15 protein-coding genes are annotated in these 18685 nt (G+C 58.6%); 5 read left to right on the forward strand and 10 right to left on the reverse strand.

The genetic code is table 11. From position 1 onward, the window contains the following. Position 1 precedes the first annotated feature (1 nt). Both C2U40_RS10195 and C2U40_RS10200 read right to left on the reverse strand, forming a co-directional pair. Positions 2 to 1186, reverse strand: coding sequence for a patatin-like phospholipase family protein (locus tag C2U40_RS10195; protein ID WP_103850973.1), 1185 nt, complete (start codon positions 1184 to 1186; stop codon positions 2 to 4). A gap of 88 nt (positions 1187 to 1274) precedes the next feature. Continuing rightward, the gene (locus tag C2U40_RS10200) at positions 1275 to 1856 is read right to left on the reverse strand and encodes a phasin family protein (RefSeq protein WP_024945221.1); all 582 of its coding nucleotides are present in this window, start codon (positions 1854 to 1856) and stop codon (positions 1275 to 1277) included. Positions 1857 to 2104: 248 nt separating this feature from the next. Here C2U40_RS10200 and C2U40_RS10205 point away from each other — a divergent pair, with 248 nt between their 5' ends. Next, positions 2105 to 4075, forward strand: coding sequence for an SDR family oxidoreductase (locus C2U40_RS10205; protein ID WP_103826880.1), 1971 nt, complete (start codon positions 2105 to 2107; stop codon positions 4073 to 4075). Between the two features lie 49 nt (positions 4076 to 4124). Here the strand turns inward: C2U40_RS10205 and C2U40_RS10210 are convergent, their stop codons facing one another. After that, on the reverse strand, positions 4125 to 5021 hold the full coding sequence (locus tag C2U40_RS10210) for an esterase/lipase family protein (protein WP_181014697.1): 897 nt from the start codon (positions 5019 to 5021) through the stop codon (positions 4125 to 4127). A 173-nt stretch (positions 5022 to 5194) separates the two neighbouring features. Here C2U40_RS10210 and C2U40_RS10215 point away from each other — a divergent pair, with 173 nt between their 5' ends. The 4 genes from C2U40_RS10215 to fabA all read left to right on the forward strand — a co-directional run bounded on the left by C2U40_RS10215 (position 5195) and on the right by fabA (position 9896). After that, positions 5195 to 5509 carry a YebG family protein gene (locus C2U40_RS10215; RefSeq protein ID WP_103826878.1) on the forward strand — a complete coding sequence of 105 codons (315 nt, stop codon included), beginning with the start codon at positions 5195 to 5197 and terminating at the stop codon, positions 5507 to 5509. 278 nt (positions 5510 to 5787) lie between these two features. Further along, a complete protein-coding gene (locus C2U40_RS10220; RefSeq protein ID WP_103826877.1) occupies positions 5788 to 7065 on the forward strand; it encodes a tyrosine-type recombinase/integrase in 1278 nt (425 codons plus the stop codon). A 209-nt stretch (positions 7066 to 7274) separates the two neighbouring features. After that, positions 7275 to 9254, forward strand: coding sequence for a Lon protease family protein (locus C2U40_RS10225; RefSeq protein WP_103826876.1), 1980 nt, complete (start codon positions 7275 to 7277; stop codon positions 9252 to 9254). 81 nt (positions 9255 to 9335) lie between these two features. Then, entirely contained in the window at positions 9336 to 9896 is a 561-nt protein-coding gene (gene fabA, locus C2U40_RS10230; protein WP_016350690.1) for a 3-hydroxyacyl-[acyl-carrier-protein] dehydratase FabA, read from the forward strand. An 82-nt stretch (positions 9897 to 9978) separates the two neighbouring features. Here the strand turns inward: fabA and rmf are convergent, their stop codons facing one another. The 7 genes from rmf to pyrD form a co-directional block, all read right to left on the reverse strand. Next, positions 9979 to 10158, reverse strand: a complete 180-nt coding sequence (rmf, locus tag C2U40_RS10235; protein ID WP_005315693.1) for a ribosome modulation factor — start codon at positions 10156 to 10158, stop codon at positions 9979 to 9981. 160 nt (positions 10159 to 10318) lie between these two features. Continuing rightward, complete coding sequence (locus C2U40_RS10240; RefSeq protein ID WP_103826875.1) at positions 10319 to 11956, reverse strand: DUF3466 family protein; 1638 nt, start codon at positions 11954 to 11956, stop codon at positions 10319 to 10321. Between the two features lie 8 nt (positions 11957 to 11964). Beyond that, on the reverse strand, positions 11965 to 13887 hold the full coding sequence (gene uup / locus C2U40_RS10245; protein ID WP_016350688.1) for an ATP-binding cassette ATPase Uup: 1923 nt from the start codon (positions 13885 to 13887) through the stop codon (positions 11965 to 11967). A gap of 74 nt (positions 13888 to 13961) precedes the next feature. Then, on the reverse strand, positions 13962 to 14192 hold the full coding sequence (locus tag C2U40_RS10250) for a glutaredoxin family protein (protein WP_011706136.1): 231 nt from the start codon (positions 14190 to 14192) through the stop codon (positions 13962 to 13964). Then, positions 14192 to 16363, reverse strand: a complete 2172-nt coding sequence (gene rlmKL / locus C2U40_RS10255) for a bifunctional 23S rRNA (guanine(2069)-N(7))-methyltransferase RlmK/23S rRNA (guanine(2445)-N(2))-methyltransferase RlmL (RefSeq protein ID WP_162498694.1) — start codon at positions 16361 to 16363, stop codon at positions 14192 to 14194. The genes C2U40_RS10250 and rlmKL overlap by 1 nt, the downstream gene beginning before the upstream one ends. A 681-nt stretch (positions 16364 to 17044) precedes the next feature. Continuing rightward, a complete protein-coding gene (locus C2U40_RS10260) occupies positions 17045 to 17581 on the reverse strand; it encodes a cell division protein ZapC (protein WP_103826874.1) in 537 nt (178 codons plus the stop codon). Positions 17582 to 17668: 87 nt separating this feature from the next. Beyond that, positions 17669 to 18679, reverse strand: coding sequence for a quinone-dependent dihydroorotate dehydrogenase (gene pyrD, locus C2U40_RS10265; RefSeq protein ID WP_103826873.1), 1011 nt, complete (start codon positions 18677 to 18679; stop codon positions 17669 to 17671). Positions 18680 to 18685 lie beyond the last annotated feature (6 nt).

The raw sequence follows: 18685 nt of genomic DNA on the forward strand, positions 1-18685 counted from the left end.
GCTACTCCTTCGATTGCCGACGACCCTTGCCGCCATAGCGGCGGGTCAGCCAGTGCTGCAGCTGGGTCAAAGAGGCATCCAGCGCCGCCACCGAGCCGGTGCCCGGGGTCAGCAGGGAACGCTGTTCATCGGCCAACGCGCCCAGATCCAGTTCCAGCCCATGTCTGGCGAGGATGGGGCCAAGCTCGGCCCGTCGCCGCCACAGATCCTGGCGGGTATGCTGGAAGGCGTGCTCGCACAGATGGCGCCGATCCCGGTAACTGAACACATTGGTAAAGAACATTTCGCCGTCCGCCGAGGAGGGTTCGAACAGCAGGGCATCCGCGTCGGGATACTGGTGTTTGTAGCGATCCATCCCCACGTGCATGCGCGAGTGGATGATGGCGCGAAACGTCTGGGCCAGCACCACCGGCAGACCGCGGTCCACCAGCTTGGCGGGATGTTCGCTGGCCAGTCCCGCATCAAAGGGCACCAGCGGGTTGATGCAAAACACCAGGTCGGCCCCCTCCTGCAGCGCCACCGAGGCGTGCAGCGTCTTGATCAGCGCCCCGTCCACGTAGTAGCGGCCATCGATGAGCGAGGGCGGGAACAGACCGGGCAGGGCGGCCGAGGCCTGTACCGCGGCGGAGATGGGCACCTGATCCAGCCCCGGGCTGCCGAAGGCCACCGCGCGGCCGGTATCGAGCTCGGTAGCGATCACGAACAGCCGGCTGGCAAGCTCACGAAAGTCGTTGCTGCGACCGGGGCGGGAGAAAAACTGGGTGAGGATCCGATCCACTCCGCGGCTGTCGAACATGCCGGTCGGGATCGCTCGGGACAACCCCTGCAAAGAGCCGAGCAGGCTCTTGTTCCAGGGCGAGGAGAGATAGTCGGCCAGACAGGTCAGCACCAGCGGCGGCAGCGAGGTGAGCCGGTCAAAATATTCCCCGAAGGCGGGACGCAGCAGGGTGGAGGGGTCGAAGAACTCGCCGGTGTCATCGCTTAACAGGATCCGCACCAGCTTGTCCGGCGAGATGCCGTTGGCCAGCGCCGAGGCGATCACCGCTCCCGAGCTCACCCCCACATAGATATCGGCCTGCTCGAAACGCAGCCCCTTGATGCTGTCGGCCAGGGCGGCGCAGGCTCCGATCTCGTAGATCCCCCCCAGAGGTCCCCCGCCGGCGAGGGCAACCGCAATCGTGCTCATGATTTGCCTCCCTTCTCATGCAAAACCGGCCCAGCAGAGGGCATGGGCCGGTGGATCATTACGCAATCAGAACAAGCCAGTCAGTGGATCAGAAGAGCGTGGTTTCACTCTTCTCCTTGACCTCTTTGGCCACGCTCTCCACTTCCGTTGCCAGTGCTTTCACCTCTTCCTTCACCTTGGCGATGGGGGCGGCGGCTTTCTTGACCGGCGGCTTTTTGGCTGCAACCGGCTTTTTGGCTGCAGCGGCGGCAGGCTTGGCCTCGTCAGCCGGGGCAACGTCATCCAGGTCCTGGGCATCGATCAGCTGTTGTACCACCTCGGTCAGCTCAGCCATGCGCTTGGAGAGTTTGTCGATGTCCTTGCGGGTCGGGATGCCGAGGCTGGCGACGGCGCGGGCCACGCGATCCTCGAATACCTGCTCCAGACGTCCCCAAGTCCCGGCCGTCTTGTCGGTCATGGCAGCGATCTTCTCGTCTGCACTCTGGCGGGTACGGGTTTGCAGGGCTTCCCCTTCCTGCACCAGGGCTTCGAAGATTTTACCGCCTTCTTCCTGGGCTTTGGCATAGGCACCCAGACCCGCCAACCAGATCTGCTGGGTGGACTCCTTGATGGTGGAGGTGAGTTGGTTGTCGGTCACCGAACTTGCCAGTGCTTTCAATTTTTTGGCCATGACAATCTCCTTGCTCGTGATATAGATGATGGTAATGACAACAACCTTGATATATTCGTTGTGGCATTACTTGGCTTTCATCCTCAGTCTATGGAGAAAAAATAGAGGGTTCTACCTAATAACGGAACAAGCAACCCTGGTAATTTTGGTCTGGGTCACGAAGAATGATATTCGAATGAATATTTTGCGTTAAAGCGTGATATATCTAACAGCAACTAACAGCCCAATCAGTAAGGGATATAAATACCATGGACTATTTCATCACGGGGGGCAGCGGCTTTATCGGTCGCCGGCTGATTAAAAAAGTGCTGCAGCGCCCGAATAGCCGGGTGCATTTCTTGATGCGTGCAGCCCATCTCGATCGGGTACCCGATCTGCTGGCTTACTGGGGGGTTGAGGCGGATCGCGCCATCCCCGTGGTCGGCGACATGACCCACCCGCTGCTCGGCGTGGGCAGTGCCGAGCTGGAGTCTCTCATCGGCAAGATCGACCACTTCCTGCATCTCGCCGCCATCTACGATCTCAACGCCAAGGCGGGCATTCAGCAGCAGGTCAATGCCGAAGGCACCCGTCAGGCCCTGCAACTGGCCGAGCGGCTCCAGGCCCGCTGCTTCCATCACTGCAGCTCCATCGCGGTGGCCGGTCTGTTCGACGGCCTGTTTCGGGAAGACATGTTCGATGAGGCCGAACACCTCGACATGCCCTATTTCCAGACCAAGCACGAAGCCGAAGGGATCGTGCGCAAGGAGAGCACGCTGCCCTGGCGCATCTATCGACCCGGCATAGTGGTCGGTGATGCCAACACCGGCGAGATGGACAAGGTGGACGGCCCCTATTACTTCTTCAAGACCATCCAGAAGCTGCGCCGCATGTTGCCGCCCTGGATGCCCGCCATCGGGGTCGAAGGGGGACGCATCAACCTGGTGCCGGTCAACTTCGTGGTGGATGCCATCGATCACATCGCCCACCTGGAAGGGGAGGACAACAAGGCGTTCCACCTGACCGATTCCCACCCCATGCGGGTCGGCGACATGCTGAGCACCTTCTCCCGCGCCGCCCATGCCCCTGAGCCCGCCATTCGCATCAATGCGGCCCTGTTCAGCTTCATTCCCCGCCATCTGATGACCATGCTGATGGCGCTGACGCCGGTGCGGCGCATTCGCGATGCGGCGATTGCCGATCTGGGGCTGCCCAAGGACATCTTCCGGCTCATCAACTATCCCACCCGCTTCGACAACCGCGAAACCCAGCGAGTGCTGAAGGGGACCGGCATCGAAGTGCCGCCGCTGCACAGCTATGCCTGGCGACTGTGGGATTACTGGGAACGTCACCTCGACCCCGAGCTGTTTATCGATCGTACCCTGCGCGGCCGGGTCGAGGGCAAGGTGGTGCTGATCACCGGCGCCACCTCCGGCATCGGCAAGGCCACGGCGAGAAAACTGGCCGAGGCGGGGGCCAAGGTACTGACCATCGCCCGGGACGAGCACAAGATTGCCGAGACCCGGGCCGAGTTTGCCGAGCTGGGATTGACCCTGCAGGTCTATCAGGGGGATCTGGCCGATCTCGCCCAAGGGGAGGCGATCACCCGCCAGATCGTGACCGAGCACGGCGGGGTGGACATCCTCATCAACAATGCCGGTCGCTCCATCCGCCGCGCCATCGAGGACTCTTTCGATCGCTTCCACGATCTCGAACGCACCATGCAGCTCAACTACTTCGGCACCCTCAAGGTGATCATGGGACTGCTGCCCACCATGATCGAGAAGAAGAAGGGCCACATCATCAACATTTCCTCCATCGGTGTGCTGACCAATGCGCCGCGCTTCTCCGCCTACGTCGCCTCGAAATCGGCGCTCGATGCCTGGGTGCGCACCGCCGCCTCCGAGTTTGCCGACAAGGGGGTCAACTTTTCCATCATCAACATGCCGCTGGTGAAAACTCCCATGGTGGCGCCCACCAAGGTGTATGAACAGGTGCCCATGATGACGCCGGAAGAGGCCGCCGATTTGGTGTGCGACACCATCATCAACAAGCACGTACGACTGGCCACCCGGCTCGGAGTGTTCGGCCAGGTGATCCATGCCCTGGCGCCGCGAGTGGCCCAGGTGATCATGAACACCAGCTTCCGCACCTTCTCCGACCCCAAGGAGGGCAACGAGTCCAAAGCGTCGGCGGATCAGATGGCGGTCTCCACCCTGATCAAGGGGATCCACTTCTAGGGGGAGCGACAACGAACTGAGGTAGCAAAAACGAAAAGGGCCTGCGCAATCAGGCCCTTTTCATTTGCGGCTGCGGGCGGGAGAGCAGGGTCAACAACAAGGCCGTGGTACGGCGGGAGTAGAGCAGGGAGAGGTGGCCGAGGGCGGCAAGCTCCACGTCCTCCATGCCATCCAGTCGCTGGCGTGACTGGGGCAGCACGAAGTTGTCGTGGCTGGTGCGCACCGAGACCCCGGGCACGCAGAGCGGCACGGCGGCAAAGCGCTGCAGCCAGCCAGAGCCGGGCTCCATCTCGCGGGCATTGTCGCCCAGTCCCAGGGTAGCTAGCTGGCTACCCTGATGGGGAGTGGCCAGGGTGATGAGCTGGGCCACCTTGTCACCACCCGCCACCGCCAGGTAGTCGCGGCACACCAGCCCGCCCATGCTGTGGCCGATCAGTACCAGCTGCGACGCACCGGTGGCGGCCAACACCTCGTCGATGCGCTTGGCCAAGAGCGGCACCATGTCGTCGAGATGTCCGAAGGGAGGGGTCAGGGTGACGGTCGCTACCGTGTAACCGGCAGCCTCCAGTCTGGCTCGTTGCACCCGCCAGATGCCGCGACTGCAACCATAACCGTGGATCAGCAGCAGGGGCAGGGGGGAGGGCGTCAGCCTGTCGGGCGCCATCAGCCAGCGCTCGAACGGCAGCAACCAGGTGAAGGTCAGCAGGTAGGCCGCAATCTCTCGCCCCACCATGGGCAACCATTCTCGCCAGCCGATGGCTGGCACCGGGTAGAAGCGGGAAAAGCCCCAGGTCAGCAGCACCACCAGGGTGCGCAGTCCCAACAGGGCCACCACCACGAACAGGATGGAGAGCGGCGGCGAGAGGCCGATGACCAGATGGGCGATGCCCCCAAGGAGCGTCACCTCAACCAGCAGCAGGATCAGTAGTTGCTTTGTGATCGTCATGGACCAATCATCCGACCAGTCTGGCATGGAAGTCAAATGACCCTTTCATCAATGTGATGGCAAACGCGCAATCATCAGCCGGCGCGGCAATAAAGCACTTCTGCATGGGGTTATTTGCAATACTGTATATCCATACATATACTTGTATTCACTATCAGAAGGAGGACGCCGCGATGGCCGTTGAGATCAAATATGTTGTGGTGCGTGGGGGAATGGAGAAGATGACCTTTGCCAGCAAGAAAGAGGCCGATGCCTATGACAAGCTGCTGGACACTGCCGATGAGTTGATGCATTTGCTGGCGGGCGCGCCCGTTCGCCTTGAACCGGAGCAGCAAGAGAGTCTGGCCTTCTACCTGGCCGAGCAGCGCGATCTGCTGCAAAACGTGCTGCGCGGAGCCAAGGGGCAGGGGAGCGGCAAGTCGGAGCCGCAAGAAGAGCAAAGCGAGGCGGGCAAGCCAAAAGACAAATCCCTCAAGCGTGTAGCGTGAGGACGACACGGGGGAGGCTGCCTGTCACAGCATGAAAACAGCCTCAACTTATGCATTAATGAGAATTTTAAAGCGTTTATATGGATATTTACCCCGAGAATTTTCCAACCAAGGTGCATATCCATTGAATAAATACACTATGCAGCATCAGCTGTTGATGGTGATGCTGTTCGCTGTACAGCATCGACGTTTCATTCCAGCGTGATGCCGATAACCCCATTTATCGGCATCACCATCACGCAGGCCCCGAGCCGAGTCTCTCATCCACAAGCATCATCATGACCACTATGTTACTTCCACCCGCCATGCCGCTGTTCGATGGTCTGGCCTACCTGGAGGCGGGCAACCCTCAGGTCAATCAATATCTTGCCAACCTCAGCCTCAACGATGTGCCCGATGCCGGGTTGGTCTACGAGCTCGCCGTCGACTGGCTGCTGGAGCAGCGCAACAGCGAGAACAACTACAAAACCTATCGCAGCGAGCTGACCACGTTTTTACATTGGTGCTTCGGTGAAATGCGCATCAGCCCCAAGGATCTGACCCGGCGCATCATGATGCGCTATCTCGATTACTGTCAGGCGCCGCCAGCGGCCCTGATTGCCTATCGCAACGTAGCCCAGTTCGTGCTCGACAAGGAGTGGGGAGAACGACTGCCCAATCCCCAATGGCGACCCTTCCTTGGCAAGCGGGAGCTGGGTCGCGAGTTGCCATACCGCCTCAGCGAACAGGCCATGAAGACCAAGCTCGCCATTCTGTCTGCCTTCTTCCAGTTCTTGATCCAGGAGGAGTACATGGACCGCAACCCGGCGCTGTTACTGCAACGGGTGAAGCGGTCAATGCAGCAGGAGTCGGACGACCATGGCCAGGCCTTCAGCGAGCTGCAGTGGTCCTATGTGATGCAGGCAGCCGACCTGCTAGCCGCCGAATCACCCGAGCAGCACGAGCGCAGCCGCTTCCTGATAAGCCTGATGTACGCCTGTTACCTGCGGATCTCGGAAGTAGCAGCAAGGCCAGGGTTTACCCCCGTCATGGGTCAGTTTCGCCGTGATGGAAAAACCGGCGTCTGGGGCTATTTCATTCCTCGCAGCAAAGGTGGCAAGCGCCGCACCGTGGCAGTATCCCATGCCTTGCTCGAGGCCCTCAAACGCTATCGGACGTTTCTCGGTCTCTCACCATTGCCGGCACCCGATGAGCAGACTCCGCTGTTTGTGCGCCACAAGGCTGCGGCACACGGCCGGGAACAAGGCGAGCTCAACGCCAACCTCGGGATCCGCCAGCTGCGTGACCTGGTGATGAGCGTCATCCAGACCGCCGCCGAGTTGGCAGAAAAAGATGGGTTTGTGCAGGACGGCGCCGAGATGCGCAACCTGACACCACACTCCATTCGTCATACCGGCATCACCCACGACATCAATCTCAACGGACGGCCGTTATCACATGTACAAGCCGATGCCGGCCACGACAGCATCGATACCACCTCCAAATACCTGCACACCGGCAACAGCGAGCGCCATGAAAGTGCCAATCACAAACCGCTGGATCGGTTGCACGACTAGGCCTTTCAAGATGAGAGATAACGAAGAGAGAAGTTCAGGAGCATGGCTGTGATGCTGCGTTTTTTAAACGGCATCACTCCGGATTCTTCCATAACCCAACACCGCGCATAATGTATATTATGTTAAATTAACTATCTTGTTTCCTGTCACCACCTATTGAACTGTGTATAATGGCAACAATTGATCCTATCTCCGACCGGATGTCTTAAGTGGCTGAATTAACATCAGAACAATTAAAACCTGTTTTTTCGATTGAACAGTTTCCTGCCCTCAGCGAGCTCGAACCCATTCCCTTTGCCGCCTTGCAACCCAGAGCTATTTCCGGCATCAAGCGTCTCGCCAGTTTTGATGGCGACTGCCCGGTCATGCTGCTCAACGGTTTTCCCGGAGTGGATTATGAAGGCGTTTGCCAGACGCTGATTGCCGCTTCCAATGGCAAGGACGGTGACCTGTTCGATCTCTGCTACACCGAGAATCTGAACAACCCGTTCAAGCCCATCTGGCTGCGCCTGCAACCCGGCACCGGCTTCGAGTTCTGTGAAATGGTCGGTGAATTGCTCAAGCTGATGAGCCATCATCTGGATGCCGAGCGCCTGGTCACCCGCATCATGCGCAAACAGAACAACGATCCCAAGATCGATGACTTCCTCTCCGATCTGGCGGCGCACGTGGCTCAAGGGCTCGAGTTTCAACACCCGGTACTCATCAACCTGCTGATCCACCATGAAGAGCAGGAAGCGCCTGTCATCTATGGGCGTGATTTGAACTGGGATACCCTGTTTGGCTCCATCAACTATCAGACCGAGCAAGGTTCGGTCTATGCCAACCAGCACCTGCTGGAGCCGGGTCTGCTGCGTCAGGCCAACGGTGGCTATCTGATTTTGCAGCTGGATGAGCTGCTGGATCAGCCCCATCTCTGGTTCAAGCTCAAGAATGCGATGCAAAAAGGTGAGCTGGACTGGAACGCCTATCAGGAAGGTAAAACCCTGACCCCCTTCTTCACCCCGGAAGCCACCCCCATCAAGCTCAAGCTGATCCTGGTCGGCGATCGTCTTGATGTGGCCGAGTTCCAGATGCTGGACCGCGACATGTCCGAGCGCATCTTCCTGCGCGCAGATCTGGTCTCCGAGGTGAACATCGAAGAGGATCTGCCCGATTATCTTCAGTATCTGGCCTGGCTGCGCGAGCGCTGGGAGCTGCTGGACTTCACCCCGGCCGCCCTCGCCGCCCTTTGCCGCCACGCCAGCCGGCTGTGCGACCACCAGGAGTGGCTGTCACTCTCCGAGGTGCAACTTTCTGCCATCATGCGGATGGCCGACAGCCTGGCACGCGAGCTAGAAGCGGACGTCGTCACCGACGAGCACATTCGCGGTGCACTGGAAGAGCAGGATTACCGCCTCAACTATCTGGTCGAGCAGTCCGACCAAGGCGTCATCGACGGCCAGATCCTGCTGCAGACCGACGGTGAGGAAGTGGGCCAGATCAACGGCCTCTCCGTCATCCAGGTCTCGGGGCATCCCTATGATTTCGGCGAGCCGGTGCGACTCACCGCCACCGTGCATCTGGGTGATGGCGATGTGGCGGACATCGAGCGCAAAGCGGAGCTGGCGGGTCATATCCACGCCAAGGCGATGATGATCATCCACGGTTATCTCTCCAACAAGTTCGGTGCCGAGAACCCTTCCCCGCTGTCGGCCAACCTGGTGTTCGAGCAGTCCTATCACGAGATCGATGGTGACAGCGCCTCGTTGACCGGCCTGTGTGCCCTGCTCTCTGCCCTCGCCCGCCAGCCCATCTACCAGCACTTTGCGGTGACCGGCGCGGTCGATCAGTTCGGCAATGTGCAGGCCGTTGGTGGCGTCAACGAGAAGATTGAAGGCTTCTTCCGGGTTTGCAAGATCCACGGTCTCACCGGCAAACAGGGGATCCTGCTGCCCGGCACCAATGCCCAGCAACTCAACCTGTCCGATGAGGTGATTGCAGCCGTCGAAGCCAGCCAATTCCATATCCATCCGGTGGATCATGTGGAAGAGGCCATCGAGCTGCTGACTGGTTGTGTTGCCGGTGAGCCGGATATGCCGGATACCCTGTTCGGCCGGATCCAGCAGCGGCTGGATGAGCTCAATGGCACCGACGTCATCAAGGGGGGCGTACTGCGCCGCCTGTTTGGTCGAGTGTTCGGACGGTGAGAAAAGAAGTGATCGGAGTTGTTTAGCGAACAACTGTACGCTAAATTGGCCCGGCTTTGACCCATTTGAAGGATAAACAGCGTGACCGTAGACAATACCACCATTGATGCCCGCCTTTCCCTGTGTGAACAAGGCAAAGACTCGTTTACCCGTGAAGAGCTGCTCGCCTGCAGCCGTGGCGAACTGTTTGGTGAGGGTAACAGTCAGCTGCCCGCCCCCAACATGTTGATGATGGATCGCATCGTCAAGATCAATGACAACGGTGGTGAGCATGGCAAGGGCGAAATCCTGGCAGAGCTCGATATCACGCCGGATCTCTGGTTCTTCGATTGCCACTTCCCCGGTGATCCGGTCATGCCTGGCTGTCTCGGTCTGGATGCCATGTGGCAACTGGTCGGTTTCTTCCTGGGCTGGAAAGGCGGCCCCGGCAAGGGTCGTGCACTGGGGGTTGGCGAGGTGAAATTCACCGGCCAGATCCTGCCGACCGCCAAGAAAGTGACCTACAAGATCACCTTCAAGCGCGTCATCAACCGCAAGCTGGTGATGGGGATCGCCGATGGCGTGGTGGAAGTGGATGGTCGCCCGATCTACAGCGCAACCGATCTGAAAGTGGGTCTGTTCAAGGACACCACCGCATTCTAAGTGCCGACCAGCAGGTCGAACTGAACAACGTAAAGGGGCCATCATGGCCCCTTTCCTTTTGCAATGAGTGATGAAGTACCGGCTACTTCATGAAGAGGCCTGAGCCCCGCCCTTCCATGGCATCACGCCAACCACCAAGCCAATGCCCACGGGCATCCAGGCATTGATACGGACACGCTTCTTTCTGTTTGCCGACCACGCCAGCCTGATAACCACGAGCACGAGCTCTTTCCAGACGGTCCCGTTTTTGTCTCTTCATCATCTACGACCCTCTTCCGTGGAACAAAAAAAGCGACCAATTTTTCATCGGTCGCTTTCATCTTTACCCCAGGGGGTCGGCAGGGTCAAACAAAAAATTTCATGCTATCCGGTCATTGTGACACAAGACACTGAACCGCATTAATTTTTAGTGACACAACTTTTTAGCGCTGGAAACGGCGCAGCCAGGCGAATGGCAGGGCCAGTAGAGTCAACCAGAACAGGCTGCCACCACCGCTGCCGCCATCCTGACCGGTCTGGTTGTTGACCGGTGCGTTGGCGACCACATAACCGGCCGGATCGTTGTTCTTGTAGTCGGTTACCACCGGCGCCAACTTGACGCTGACTACGGTAGCATTGGTGCGGTTGTTCAGATCGCTCTCGCTGTTGTAGCGATAAGCCGTGGCCGCGACGGTACCGTTGCTGCTGATGCCGCTGGCATAGGCGATGTGGTAGTAGTAACCGTTCTGGGTACACTGCTTGGCACCCGCATCATCCAGACCACAGATGAGATCGTTCAGATACCAGTTGTTGCCGGTCGCTGCGTTGAGCAGGAAGCCTTCCTGCATGCGATTGGTGCCATTGACCACGGGCTGGGTCTGATGGCGGGAATCACGCCAGCCAACCACCATGTTGTGGTTGTTGATGGCGTCCGCTTCCGAACCGGAGCCACTGAGCGGCTTGTCCTGCAGGGAGACCACGGCGTTGGTGGTCGGCGTGTTCAGGTTGAACACGAACATCTCGACCGGACGGTTCTGGCCCTTGTTGATGCGATAAAGCTGGTTGCCGATGACATAGCCATTGTCGTTGACCCCCACGGCCCAGCTGTGTTGCAGCTTGGCGTCATCCTTGCCGGGCTCGCCTTCGGCCAGCGGGATGATCTGGGTAGTACCAACCTTGCTGCCATCCAGATCCAGTGTCCAGTAAGCGGCCAGGTTGCGACCGTCCAGGTAGTTGGTGCCGATCTCACCGGTGGAGGAGTACCCTACCCCGTACAGATTGCCGTTGAATTTACCCACCCCGAGCGCGGAGGCGGTCTGCACCACTTCGTTGCGGGCGCGGGCATACTCGTTGGCCTGCAGCAGCTTGTTGAAGGTGCCGGTACTGTTGACCAGCCAAAAGCTGGCCTGGGTGTTGAGGCCCGGGCAGTAGCGGTAGTCGCCGTACTGGCCGTCGTTGCCGGCAAAGCACCAGTTGTAGGTTTCGGAGTTGACGGCAATGTTCTTGCCGGTCGCTGCGGTACCGGTCACCAGATACTGGCCGTTGTCCAGTTTCTTGATGCTGGTCGGCACGCTCAGGCTGTGAGTGCCGGCGCCGTCTTTCAGCTCGACGGGGTTGCCCTCCTCGACCACGGCGAAGGCAGTACGCAGCTTGCCACTCATCTTGTAGCCTGCCCGGGTACCGGGTACGTCGCCCAGCGCGGTCACCAGACCGTCGGTCTCGCCCAGCTGTACGTAACCTACGTTGTTGCGCTGGTCGACCCCGTCGAGGAAGTCACGACGCCACTGATAGGCGAAGTTGCTGTTGTCGTTCCAGAAGGAGTTGCAGACCGAGTTGGAGAGCATGCAGCCCTGCTCAAAACGGAAACGATCGACCAGGAAGTCGGCGAAACGCACGGTCGAGAAGTGCTCGGCCATGTTGTTCTTGGTATTGATCCCGATGAGCCCGTTGCCGTCGCCGCTGATCCCGCTGGCGTAACCCTTGTCGGACGCATCGACAATGGTGAAAAAGGGACTTTGTGCCGCCTGGGCATGTAGGCTGGCGCTGACCAGAATGGCCAGCATGGATAATTGCTTTTTCATCTACTTCCTTAGTCCTGATGTTTCAACGCTTCCAACTCCTCCCAACGGGAGAAGGCTTGTTCCAATGCAGCCTCTGCTGCATTCAGGGCATCCAGTTTGGCTTGAGTCTGGTCGCTCGGCAGGGAGAAGAAACCGGGGTGGTTGATCTCGGTCTGCAGGGCATCCAGCTCTGCCTCCAGCTGTTCTAGTCGAGCCGGTAGATTATCCAGCTCCAGCTGCAACTTGTAAGAGAGCTTTTTGGCTTTTGTGGCAGCAGGCGCTGGCGCCACGACAGGCTCTGGCGTTTTGCTCTGCGCCTGTTTGGCGACTTGCTGCGCAGACTGCTGTGCCTGTTGTTGAGCGCGGGTGGCCATCATGTCGGCGTAACCGCCCACATAATCGCTTATCTGCCCGTCCCCTTCAAACAACCAGCAACCGGTCACGGTATTGTCGATGAAACGACGATCGTGACTCACCAGCAACAGGGTGCCGGGGTAGTCCGCCAGCAGCTCTTCCAGCAATTCCAGCGTTTCGACATCCAGGTCGTTGGTTGGTTCATCGAGGATCAGTAAATTACTGGGCTTCAAGAACAATTTGGCCAACAGTAAACGGTTTTTTTCGCCCCCTGACAAGGCTTTCACCGGGGTGCGTGCCCGTTTCGGTTCAAACAGGAAGTCCTGCAGGTAACCGAGAATGTGGCGGGAGCGGCCGCGCACCATCACTTCTTGCTTGCCCTCCCCGACGTTGTCCACCACCGTCTTCTCGGGGTCGAGCTGCTCGCGGTACTGATCGAAGTAGGCCACTTCCAGATTGGTGCCCCCCTTGACCGTGCCACGACTTGGGCTCAACTGGCCGAGCAGCAGCTTGATGAGCGTCGACTTTCCGCAGCCGTTGGGGCCAACCAGCGCAATCTTGTCGCCGCGCAGCACCTGCAGATCCAGCCCCTGGAACAGGGTGCGATCACCAAAGTCCAGCCCCAGGCCTTCACTTTCAAATACCAGCTTGCCGGAGCGGCTCGCCTCGTCCAGCTGCAGTTTGGCCTTGCCCTGCAGTTCACGGCGCTGGGTCCGCTCCATCCGCATCGCCTTGAGGGCGCGCACTCGTCCCTCATTACGGGTACGACGGGCCTTTATCCCCTGGCGAACCCACACCTCTTCCTGGGCCAGCTTGCGATCGAATTCGGCGTTCTTGAGCTCTTCGACCCGCAACCACTCCTCTTTCCCCTGCAGATACTCGTCGTAGTTGCCGGGCCAGGAGGTGATCACGCCGCGGTCCAGATCGATGATCCGGGTCGCCAGCTTGTGGATGAACTCCCGGTCGTGGGAGATGAAGACGATGGCGCCGCGAAAATCTTTGAGGAACTCTTCCAGCCAGTTGATGGCATCGATGTCCAGGTGGTTGGTCGGCTCGTCCAGCAGCAGCAGATCCGGATCGCAGGCCAGCGCGCGGGCCAGTGCCACCTTGCGCAGCCAGCCGCCGGAGAGGCTGTCGAGGGTCACGTCGGGATCCAGACCCAGCAGGGTCAGCACCTGGTTGATGCGGGTCTCGAACTGCCAGCCATTCTGGTAGTCGAGCTGCTCCTGCAGCTGGCTCATCTTGCGAATGTTGGCATCGGAGGCATCATGTGCCAGTTCCATGGAGATATGGTGATACTGCTTGAGCAGCTCCCCTACCCCGGCCAGACCTTCGGCGGCGTAGTCAAACACGGTGATCTCGCTCGACGCGGGGGGATCCTGCTCGAGACGGGTCACTTTCAAATCTTGTTGCAGCACCAGACGGCCGTCATCGAGCGGCAGTTCGCCGGCGATCACCTTCATCAGGGTGGACTTGCCCGCCCCGTTGCGCCCCACCAGACAGAGGCGCTCGCCCCGCTCGATGGTGAGCTCGGCCTGATCGAGCAGCGGAAAATCACTGAACGACAACGACGCGCCGTGCAATGTCAAAAGAGCCATTCTTGTTCCTTATTGCTAATGAAAAAACGGGTGGCAGACTGGATCTCCCCCCGTTTCATCGTCAAATCGCCCGCTCACCCCTGCCTGGCAAGCCACGCTTGCAGCTCAGCCAGGGTGAAGGGCCAACCCAGTTCACGCCCCGCTTCATCGCGCAGTACCGGAATGCGGACCCGATAGGTTGCCAGCCATTGCGCATCATCCATGATGTCGCACTGGCGAGTGTCGGCCGCAAGACCGGCCTGCTCCACCAGCGCCCACGCCTGTTCGCACAGGTGGCAGCCGTCGGTGTGAAACAGGGTCAGCATCAGGCCTCAGCCTCCGCATGGGTGATGATCCAGCAGTTGTGGATATGCTGGTTGCGCTCGAAATCCTTGGGTCGAGTCTTGCCGGTGATGTTCTGGGCCTTGAGACCGATGGCCTCGAGACCGGCCAGATCCATCTTGAAGTGGCGCTTGTTGTTGGAGAACACCAGGGTGCCACCCGCAGCCAGCAGCCGCTTCAGGTGCTGCATCAGCAGCAGGTGATCGCGCTGCACGTCGAAGCTCTCATCCATCCGCTTGGAGTTGGAGAAGGTGGGCGGATCGATGAAGATGAGGTCGTACTGCTCGTCCGCCTCGGAGAGCCACTTCAGGCAGTCGGCCTGCACGAACTTGTGCTCTCGGCCCACCAGCGAGTTGAGGCGCATGTTGTCTTGTGCCCAGTTGAGGTAGGTGCGCGACATGTCCACCGTGGTGGTCTCGCTGGCACCGCCCAACCCAGCATGCACGGTGGCACTGCCGGTGTAGGCAAAGAGGTTCAGGAAGCGCTTGCCCTTGGCCATCTGACCCAGCATGCGACGGGTCTGACGGTGGTCGAGGAACAGACCGGTGTCGAGATAGTCATAGAGATTGACCCACAGACGGGCGCCATACTCCTGCACCTCCATCCGGTGCTGCTCTTCGGAGAGCTTCTGGTACTGCTGTTTGCCTTCCTGACGCTCGCGCACTTTCAGGATCACCTTCTCGCCGTCCATGCCGGTCACCTTGATGGCGGCCTGCACCATGTCGAGCAGACGCTGACGGGTCTTCTGGGCGGGAATGTCCTTGGGCGCCGCGTACTCCTGCACCACCAGATAGTCCTGATAACGGTCGATGGCGGCGTTGTATTCCGGCAGATCGGCGTCATAGAGGCGATAGCAGTCGAGATTCTCTTTCTGTGCCCACTTCTCCAGGGTTTTCAGATTCTTGCGCAGGCGGTTGGCAAAGTCCTGCGCCACCTCTTTCTGGGAAGCAACGGAGTCCTGTGCAATCTGGTAGTTGCGCAGCTGACACTCAAGGGCGCCGTTGAACAGGCGGTATTGCTTGTCGGCGCGCAGACGCAGACAGCTCAAAAGCTCGGGGGATGCGGAAAGAATGGAGACTTTCCAGCCCTGGAAGCTGCGACGCAGGGCATCGCCGAGGGCCTGATGCACTTCCAGCAGTGCCGGGAACTCGCCAAGACGCTCGCCATAGGGCGGGTTGGAGATCAGCATGCCGACCTGACGGGCCTCCCCTTCCACTGCCGGCATCGGCAGCGGGTTTTCCAGCGCGGTGACATCAGCCTGTTTGAAAGTGATGAGATGGGCCACGCCGGCGGCTTTGGCGTTGTCGCGGGCTTTGAGCAGCACGCGGCTGTCGGCATCACAACCAAACAGCTTAACTTCACAACGCTGCATACCGCGCTTGGCCCGTACTTGCGCCTCCATCAGCAGGCTCTGCCACAGCTCGCTGTCGTGCTGCAGCCAGCGATCGAACCCGAAACGCTCGCGGCGCAGCGCCGGTGCCATGTCGGCGGCGATAAAGGCGGCTTCCACCAACAGCGTACCGGAGCCACACATGGGGTCCATCATGGGCTCGCCGGCCCAGCCGCTACGGGCAATCATGGCGGCGGCCAGGTTCTCTTTGAGCGGCGCCTCGCCGGTGCCCTGACGGTAGAAACGCTGGTGCAGCGCGGGGCCTGACAAGTCCAGCGTGATATTGGCCTTGCCCTTGCCCAGGTGCGCCATGATGCGAATATCCGGCGACTTCTTGTCCACGTCAGGACGCACATGACCGCGCTTGGTGAAGCGATCGACGATGGCATCCTTGATCTTGAGCGCCCCATACTGGGTATTGCGAATGGCCGGATTGGTACCGGTAAAATCCACCGCAATGGTGGAAGTACCGGAGAAGTGCTCTTCCCAGGGAATGGTGTGAGCACCCAGATAGAGATCCAGGTCGTCATTCATCTGGAATTCGGACAGCACCAGCACGATGCGGGAGGCGAAACGGCTCCATAGACAGGCCTTGTAGCCAATGGCCAGTTCGCCTTTGAAATGCACGCCAGCCACGGTCTCACGGACCTGCTCTGCGCCCAGGTTGGTCAGCTCGACGGCCAACAGGTTTTCCAGCCCTTTGGGGCAGGTTGCAAAAAATTCTTTCATCACGCTCACGGGGAACCCATAAAAATAGTGCCGCATTATACCTTAAGCCGCGATCCGGAGCAGCAAAAGCTTGCCAGTCACGGCATAAACCGAGGGTATCTGACATGCGCCGCCTCCTACCTTTGGCCGTTCTGGCGAGGCATGCGCGCAGGAAGGATCTGACGAATAAAAAATGTACGGGCTGCTCAGCGCAGTTCAAACAATAACCTAGTTTGCTCGGGCATCTCTCATTGGCACGGTATTACCTTGCTGAGGCAGCAACCATATATGACATGGCCATGGTCAGGAATAGGTGAACTATCCCGCTGCCATATCTGACAGGCGTCAAACAAGACTCAACTCGTTATTATTTCCCACGACAGAGCAAGTTCTTTCTGTAAACCCCGTGTTTGGCCCTCCCGTTATCGTCCGTAAACGGGAGGGCTATTTTTTCATCTCCTCCCTGTTCATCTCGCTATTGTCCGACTGTCACATCTATCAGGTTTCAAGAGAAACTACAGGATTTAGAATAATCCCGTGTTGTTGATACAACCGCTTATTCCTCCTGTAGTGTGTGTTTGCCGCCCTCTCATCAAATTGATCGGAGGGCATTTTTTGCACAAAAGCAGTCGCCTGAAATAATCAAGGCTAATGATAGGAACAGAATGAGGATGAGTGGAGGTTCATCGGGATAAGCCGAATGAGAGAATAAAGGCTTGCTATAAAATAACCCGAGATTCAACTCACCTGGCGATATTGCGCCTGTGCCACCGGCCTTGGGCTCATGCGATTGTTCATCACCTTGATGACGCCAAAACGGGGCAGTGTCTTGCTGGTGGTCAATATGAGATCGTCAGTCAGGTTCAAACAGACGCTGGCTTGTTCACCGGCTTCGATCACCAGAAACTCCCCTTTGCCGTGAGGAGTGCCCATGCACACCAGCGCACCGGTTTCGGGAATAATGGCGGGGTGGGTTTCCCCAAAGAACCAGCTTTGTGGCATCAGGGGTTTGTAAAAGCGGCTGACGGCGATGGCATTGAGTACCAGCTGAACCTGATGCGGTACGCTCCACTCCAGTTCGGCAACCCTGTCCATCAGCTGATAATAGAGCGCAGCATCATCCACGCAAAAAGGCTGGGTGGTGAAGGAGCTGGGCACCAATTGTCGCCCTTTATATTCGGTGGCGAAGATCATGCGCTCGGATAAATCCAGCATCAGACGATCATCATGAGCATCATAATGCCACTGCCAATTGTCATTGGGTTGGATACACATGCAGGTGCCCTTACTGAAAGTCGTTACTCGACTTTATTCCATGTCGAGAATTTCAGCAACTTTAAATAAAGGGCACCGATTTATTTCTTATATATGGGTCACAATCTCTTTGACCAGATCCGGGCCCTTATAAATAAAGCCGCTGTAAATCTGGACCAGACTGGCACCCGCTGCCAGCTTCTCGCGGGCCGCCATGGCACTGTCGATGCCACCGACGCCAATAATGGGCAGCGCACCATCCAGTGCCTTGGCCAGCTGGCGGATCACTTCGGTGCTCTTGTGCTGCAAAGGACGACCGCTGAGGCCACCCGCTTCAGCTGCATGGGGCATGTCATAAATCATGTCGCGCTCAAGGGTAGTATTGGTGGCAATGACCCCATCAATGTCGTTTTTTATCAAGGATGCGGCCACCTGATTAATTTCATCCGGGGTCAAATCCGGCGCAATTTTAACGGCCAGTGGCACGTATTTCTTATATTGCGCGGCCAGCTCCTGCTGACGAACCTTGAGGGCGGCCAACAGTTCATCCAGTGCATCGCCATATTGCAGCGAACGCAATCCCGGCGTATTGGGAGAAGAGATATTGACGGCAATATAACCGGCATGGTCATACACCTTGTCCATGCAGATCAGGTAATCATCCTTGCCCTGCTCGATGGGGGTGTCCTTGTTCTTGCCGATATTGATGCCGATCACCCCCTGATATTTGGCTTTCTTGACCTGGGCAACCAGATGGTCGACCCCTTTGTTGTTGAAGCCCATCCGGTTGATGATCCCCTCTGCCGGAATCACCCGGAACAGACGCGGCTTGTCATTGCCGCTCTGGGGTCTGGGGGTGACGGTACCGACCTCGATAAAGCCGAATCCCATGGCCCCGAAGGCATCGATACACTCGCCATCCTTGTCCAGACCGGCCGCCAGACCCACCGGATTGGCAAAAGAAAGCCCCATGACAGTGACGGGGCGTTTGGGCAAGGAGTGGCGGAAGAAACAATCAAGCGGCGTACCGAGAAGGCGGGGCAGATATTTGATGGAGAGATCGTGCGCCTGTTCCGGGTTGAGCTTGAACAGGAAATGCCTGGCGAGAGGGTACAGCATGTTTGC

Source organism: Aeromonas sp. ASNIH4 (assembly GCF_002934425.1).
Taxonomy (GTDB): Bacteria; Pseudomonadota; Gammaproteobacteria; order Enterobacterales; family Aeromonadaceae; genus Aeromonas; species Aeromonas hydrophila.

What these genes read in the sequence shown, in the direction of transcription:
- C2U40_RS10205 (WP_103826880.1), top strand. Translation starts at nt 2,105, where the DNA reads ATGGACTATTTCATCACGGGGGGCAGCGGCTTTATCGGTCGCCGGCTG.
- C2U40_RS10220 (WP_103826877.1), top strand. Translation starts at nt 5,788, where the DNA reads ATGACCACTATGTTACTTCCACCCGCCATGCCGCTGTTCGATGGTCTG.
- C2U40_RS10210 (WP_181014697.1), bottom strand. Translation starts at nt 5,021, where the DNA reads ATGACGATCACAAAGCAACTACTGATCCTGCTGCTGGTTGAGGTGACG.
- C2U40_RS10240 (WP_103826875.1), bottom strand. Translation starts at nt 11,956, where the DNA reads ATGAAAAAGCAATTATCCATGCTGGCCATTCTGGTCAGCGCCAGCCTA.
- C2U40_RS10215 (WP_103826878.1), top strand. Translation starts at nt 5,195, where the DNA reads ATGGCCGTTGAGATCAAATATGTTGTGGTGCGTGGGGGAATGGAGAAG.
- C2U40_RS10250 (WP_011706136.1), bottom strand. Translation starts at nt 14,192, where the DNA reads ATGCTGACCCTGTTTCACACCGACGGCTGCCACCTGTGCGAACAGGCG.
- rmf (WP_005315693.1), bottom strand. Translation starts at nt 10,158, where the DNA reads ATGATGAAGAGACAAAAACGGGACCGTCTGGAAAGAGCTCGTGCTCGT.
- C2U40_RS10200 (WP_024945221.1), bottom strand. Translation starts at nt 1,856, where the DNA reads ATGGCCAAAAAATTGAAAGCACTGGCAAGTTCGGTGACCGACAACCAA.
- C2U40_RS10195 (WP_103850973.1), bottom strand. Translation starts at nt 1,186, where the DNA reads ATGAGCACGATTGCGGTTGCCCTCGCCGGCGGGGGACCTCTGGGGGGG.
- pyrD (WP_103826873.1), bottom strand. Translation starts at nt 18,679, where the DNA reads ATGCTGTACCCTCTCGCCAGGCATTTCCTGTTCAAGCTCAACCCGGAA.
- rlmKL (WP_162498694.1), bottom strand. Translation starts at nt 16,363, where the DNA reads ATGCGGCACTATTTTTATGGGTTCCCCGTGAGCGTGATGAAAGAATTT.
- C2U40_RS10260 (WP_103826874.1), bottom strand. Translation starts at nt 17,581, where the DNA reads ATGTGTATCCAACCCAATGACAATTGGCAGTGGCATTATGATGCTCAT.
- uup (WP_016350688.1), bottom strand. Translation starts at nt 13,887, where the DNA reads ATGGCTCTTTTGACATTGCACGGCGCGTCGTTGTCGTTCAGTGATTTT.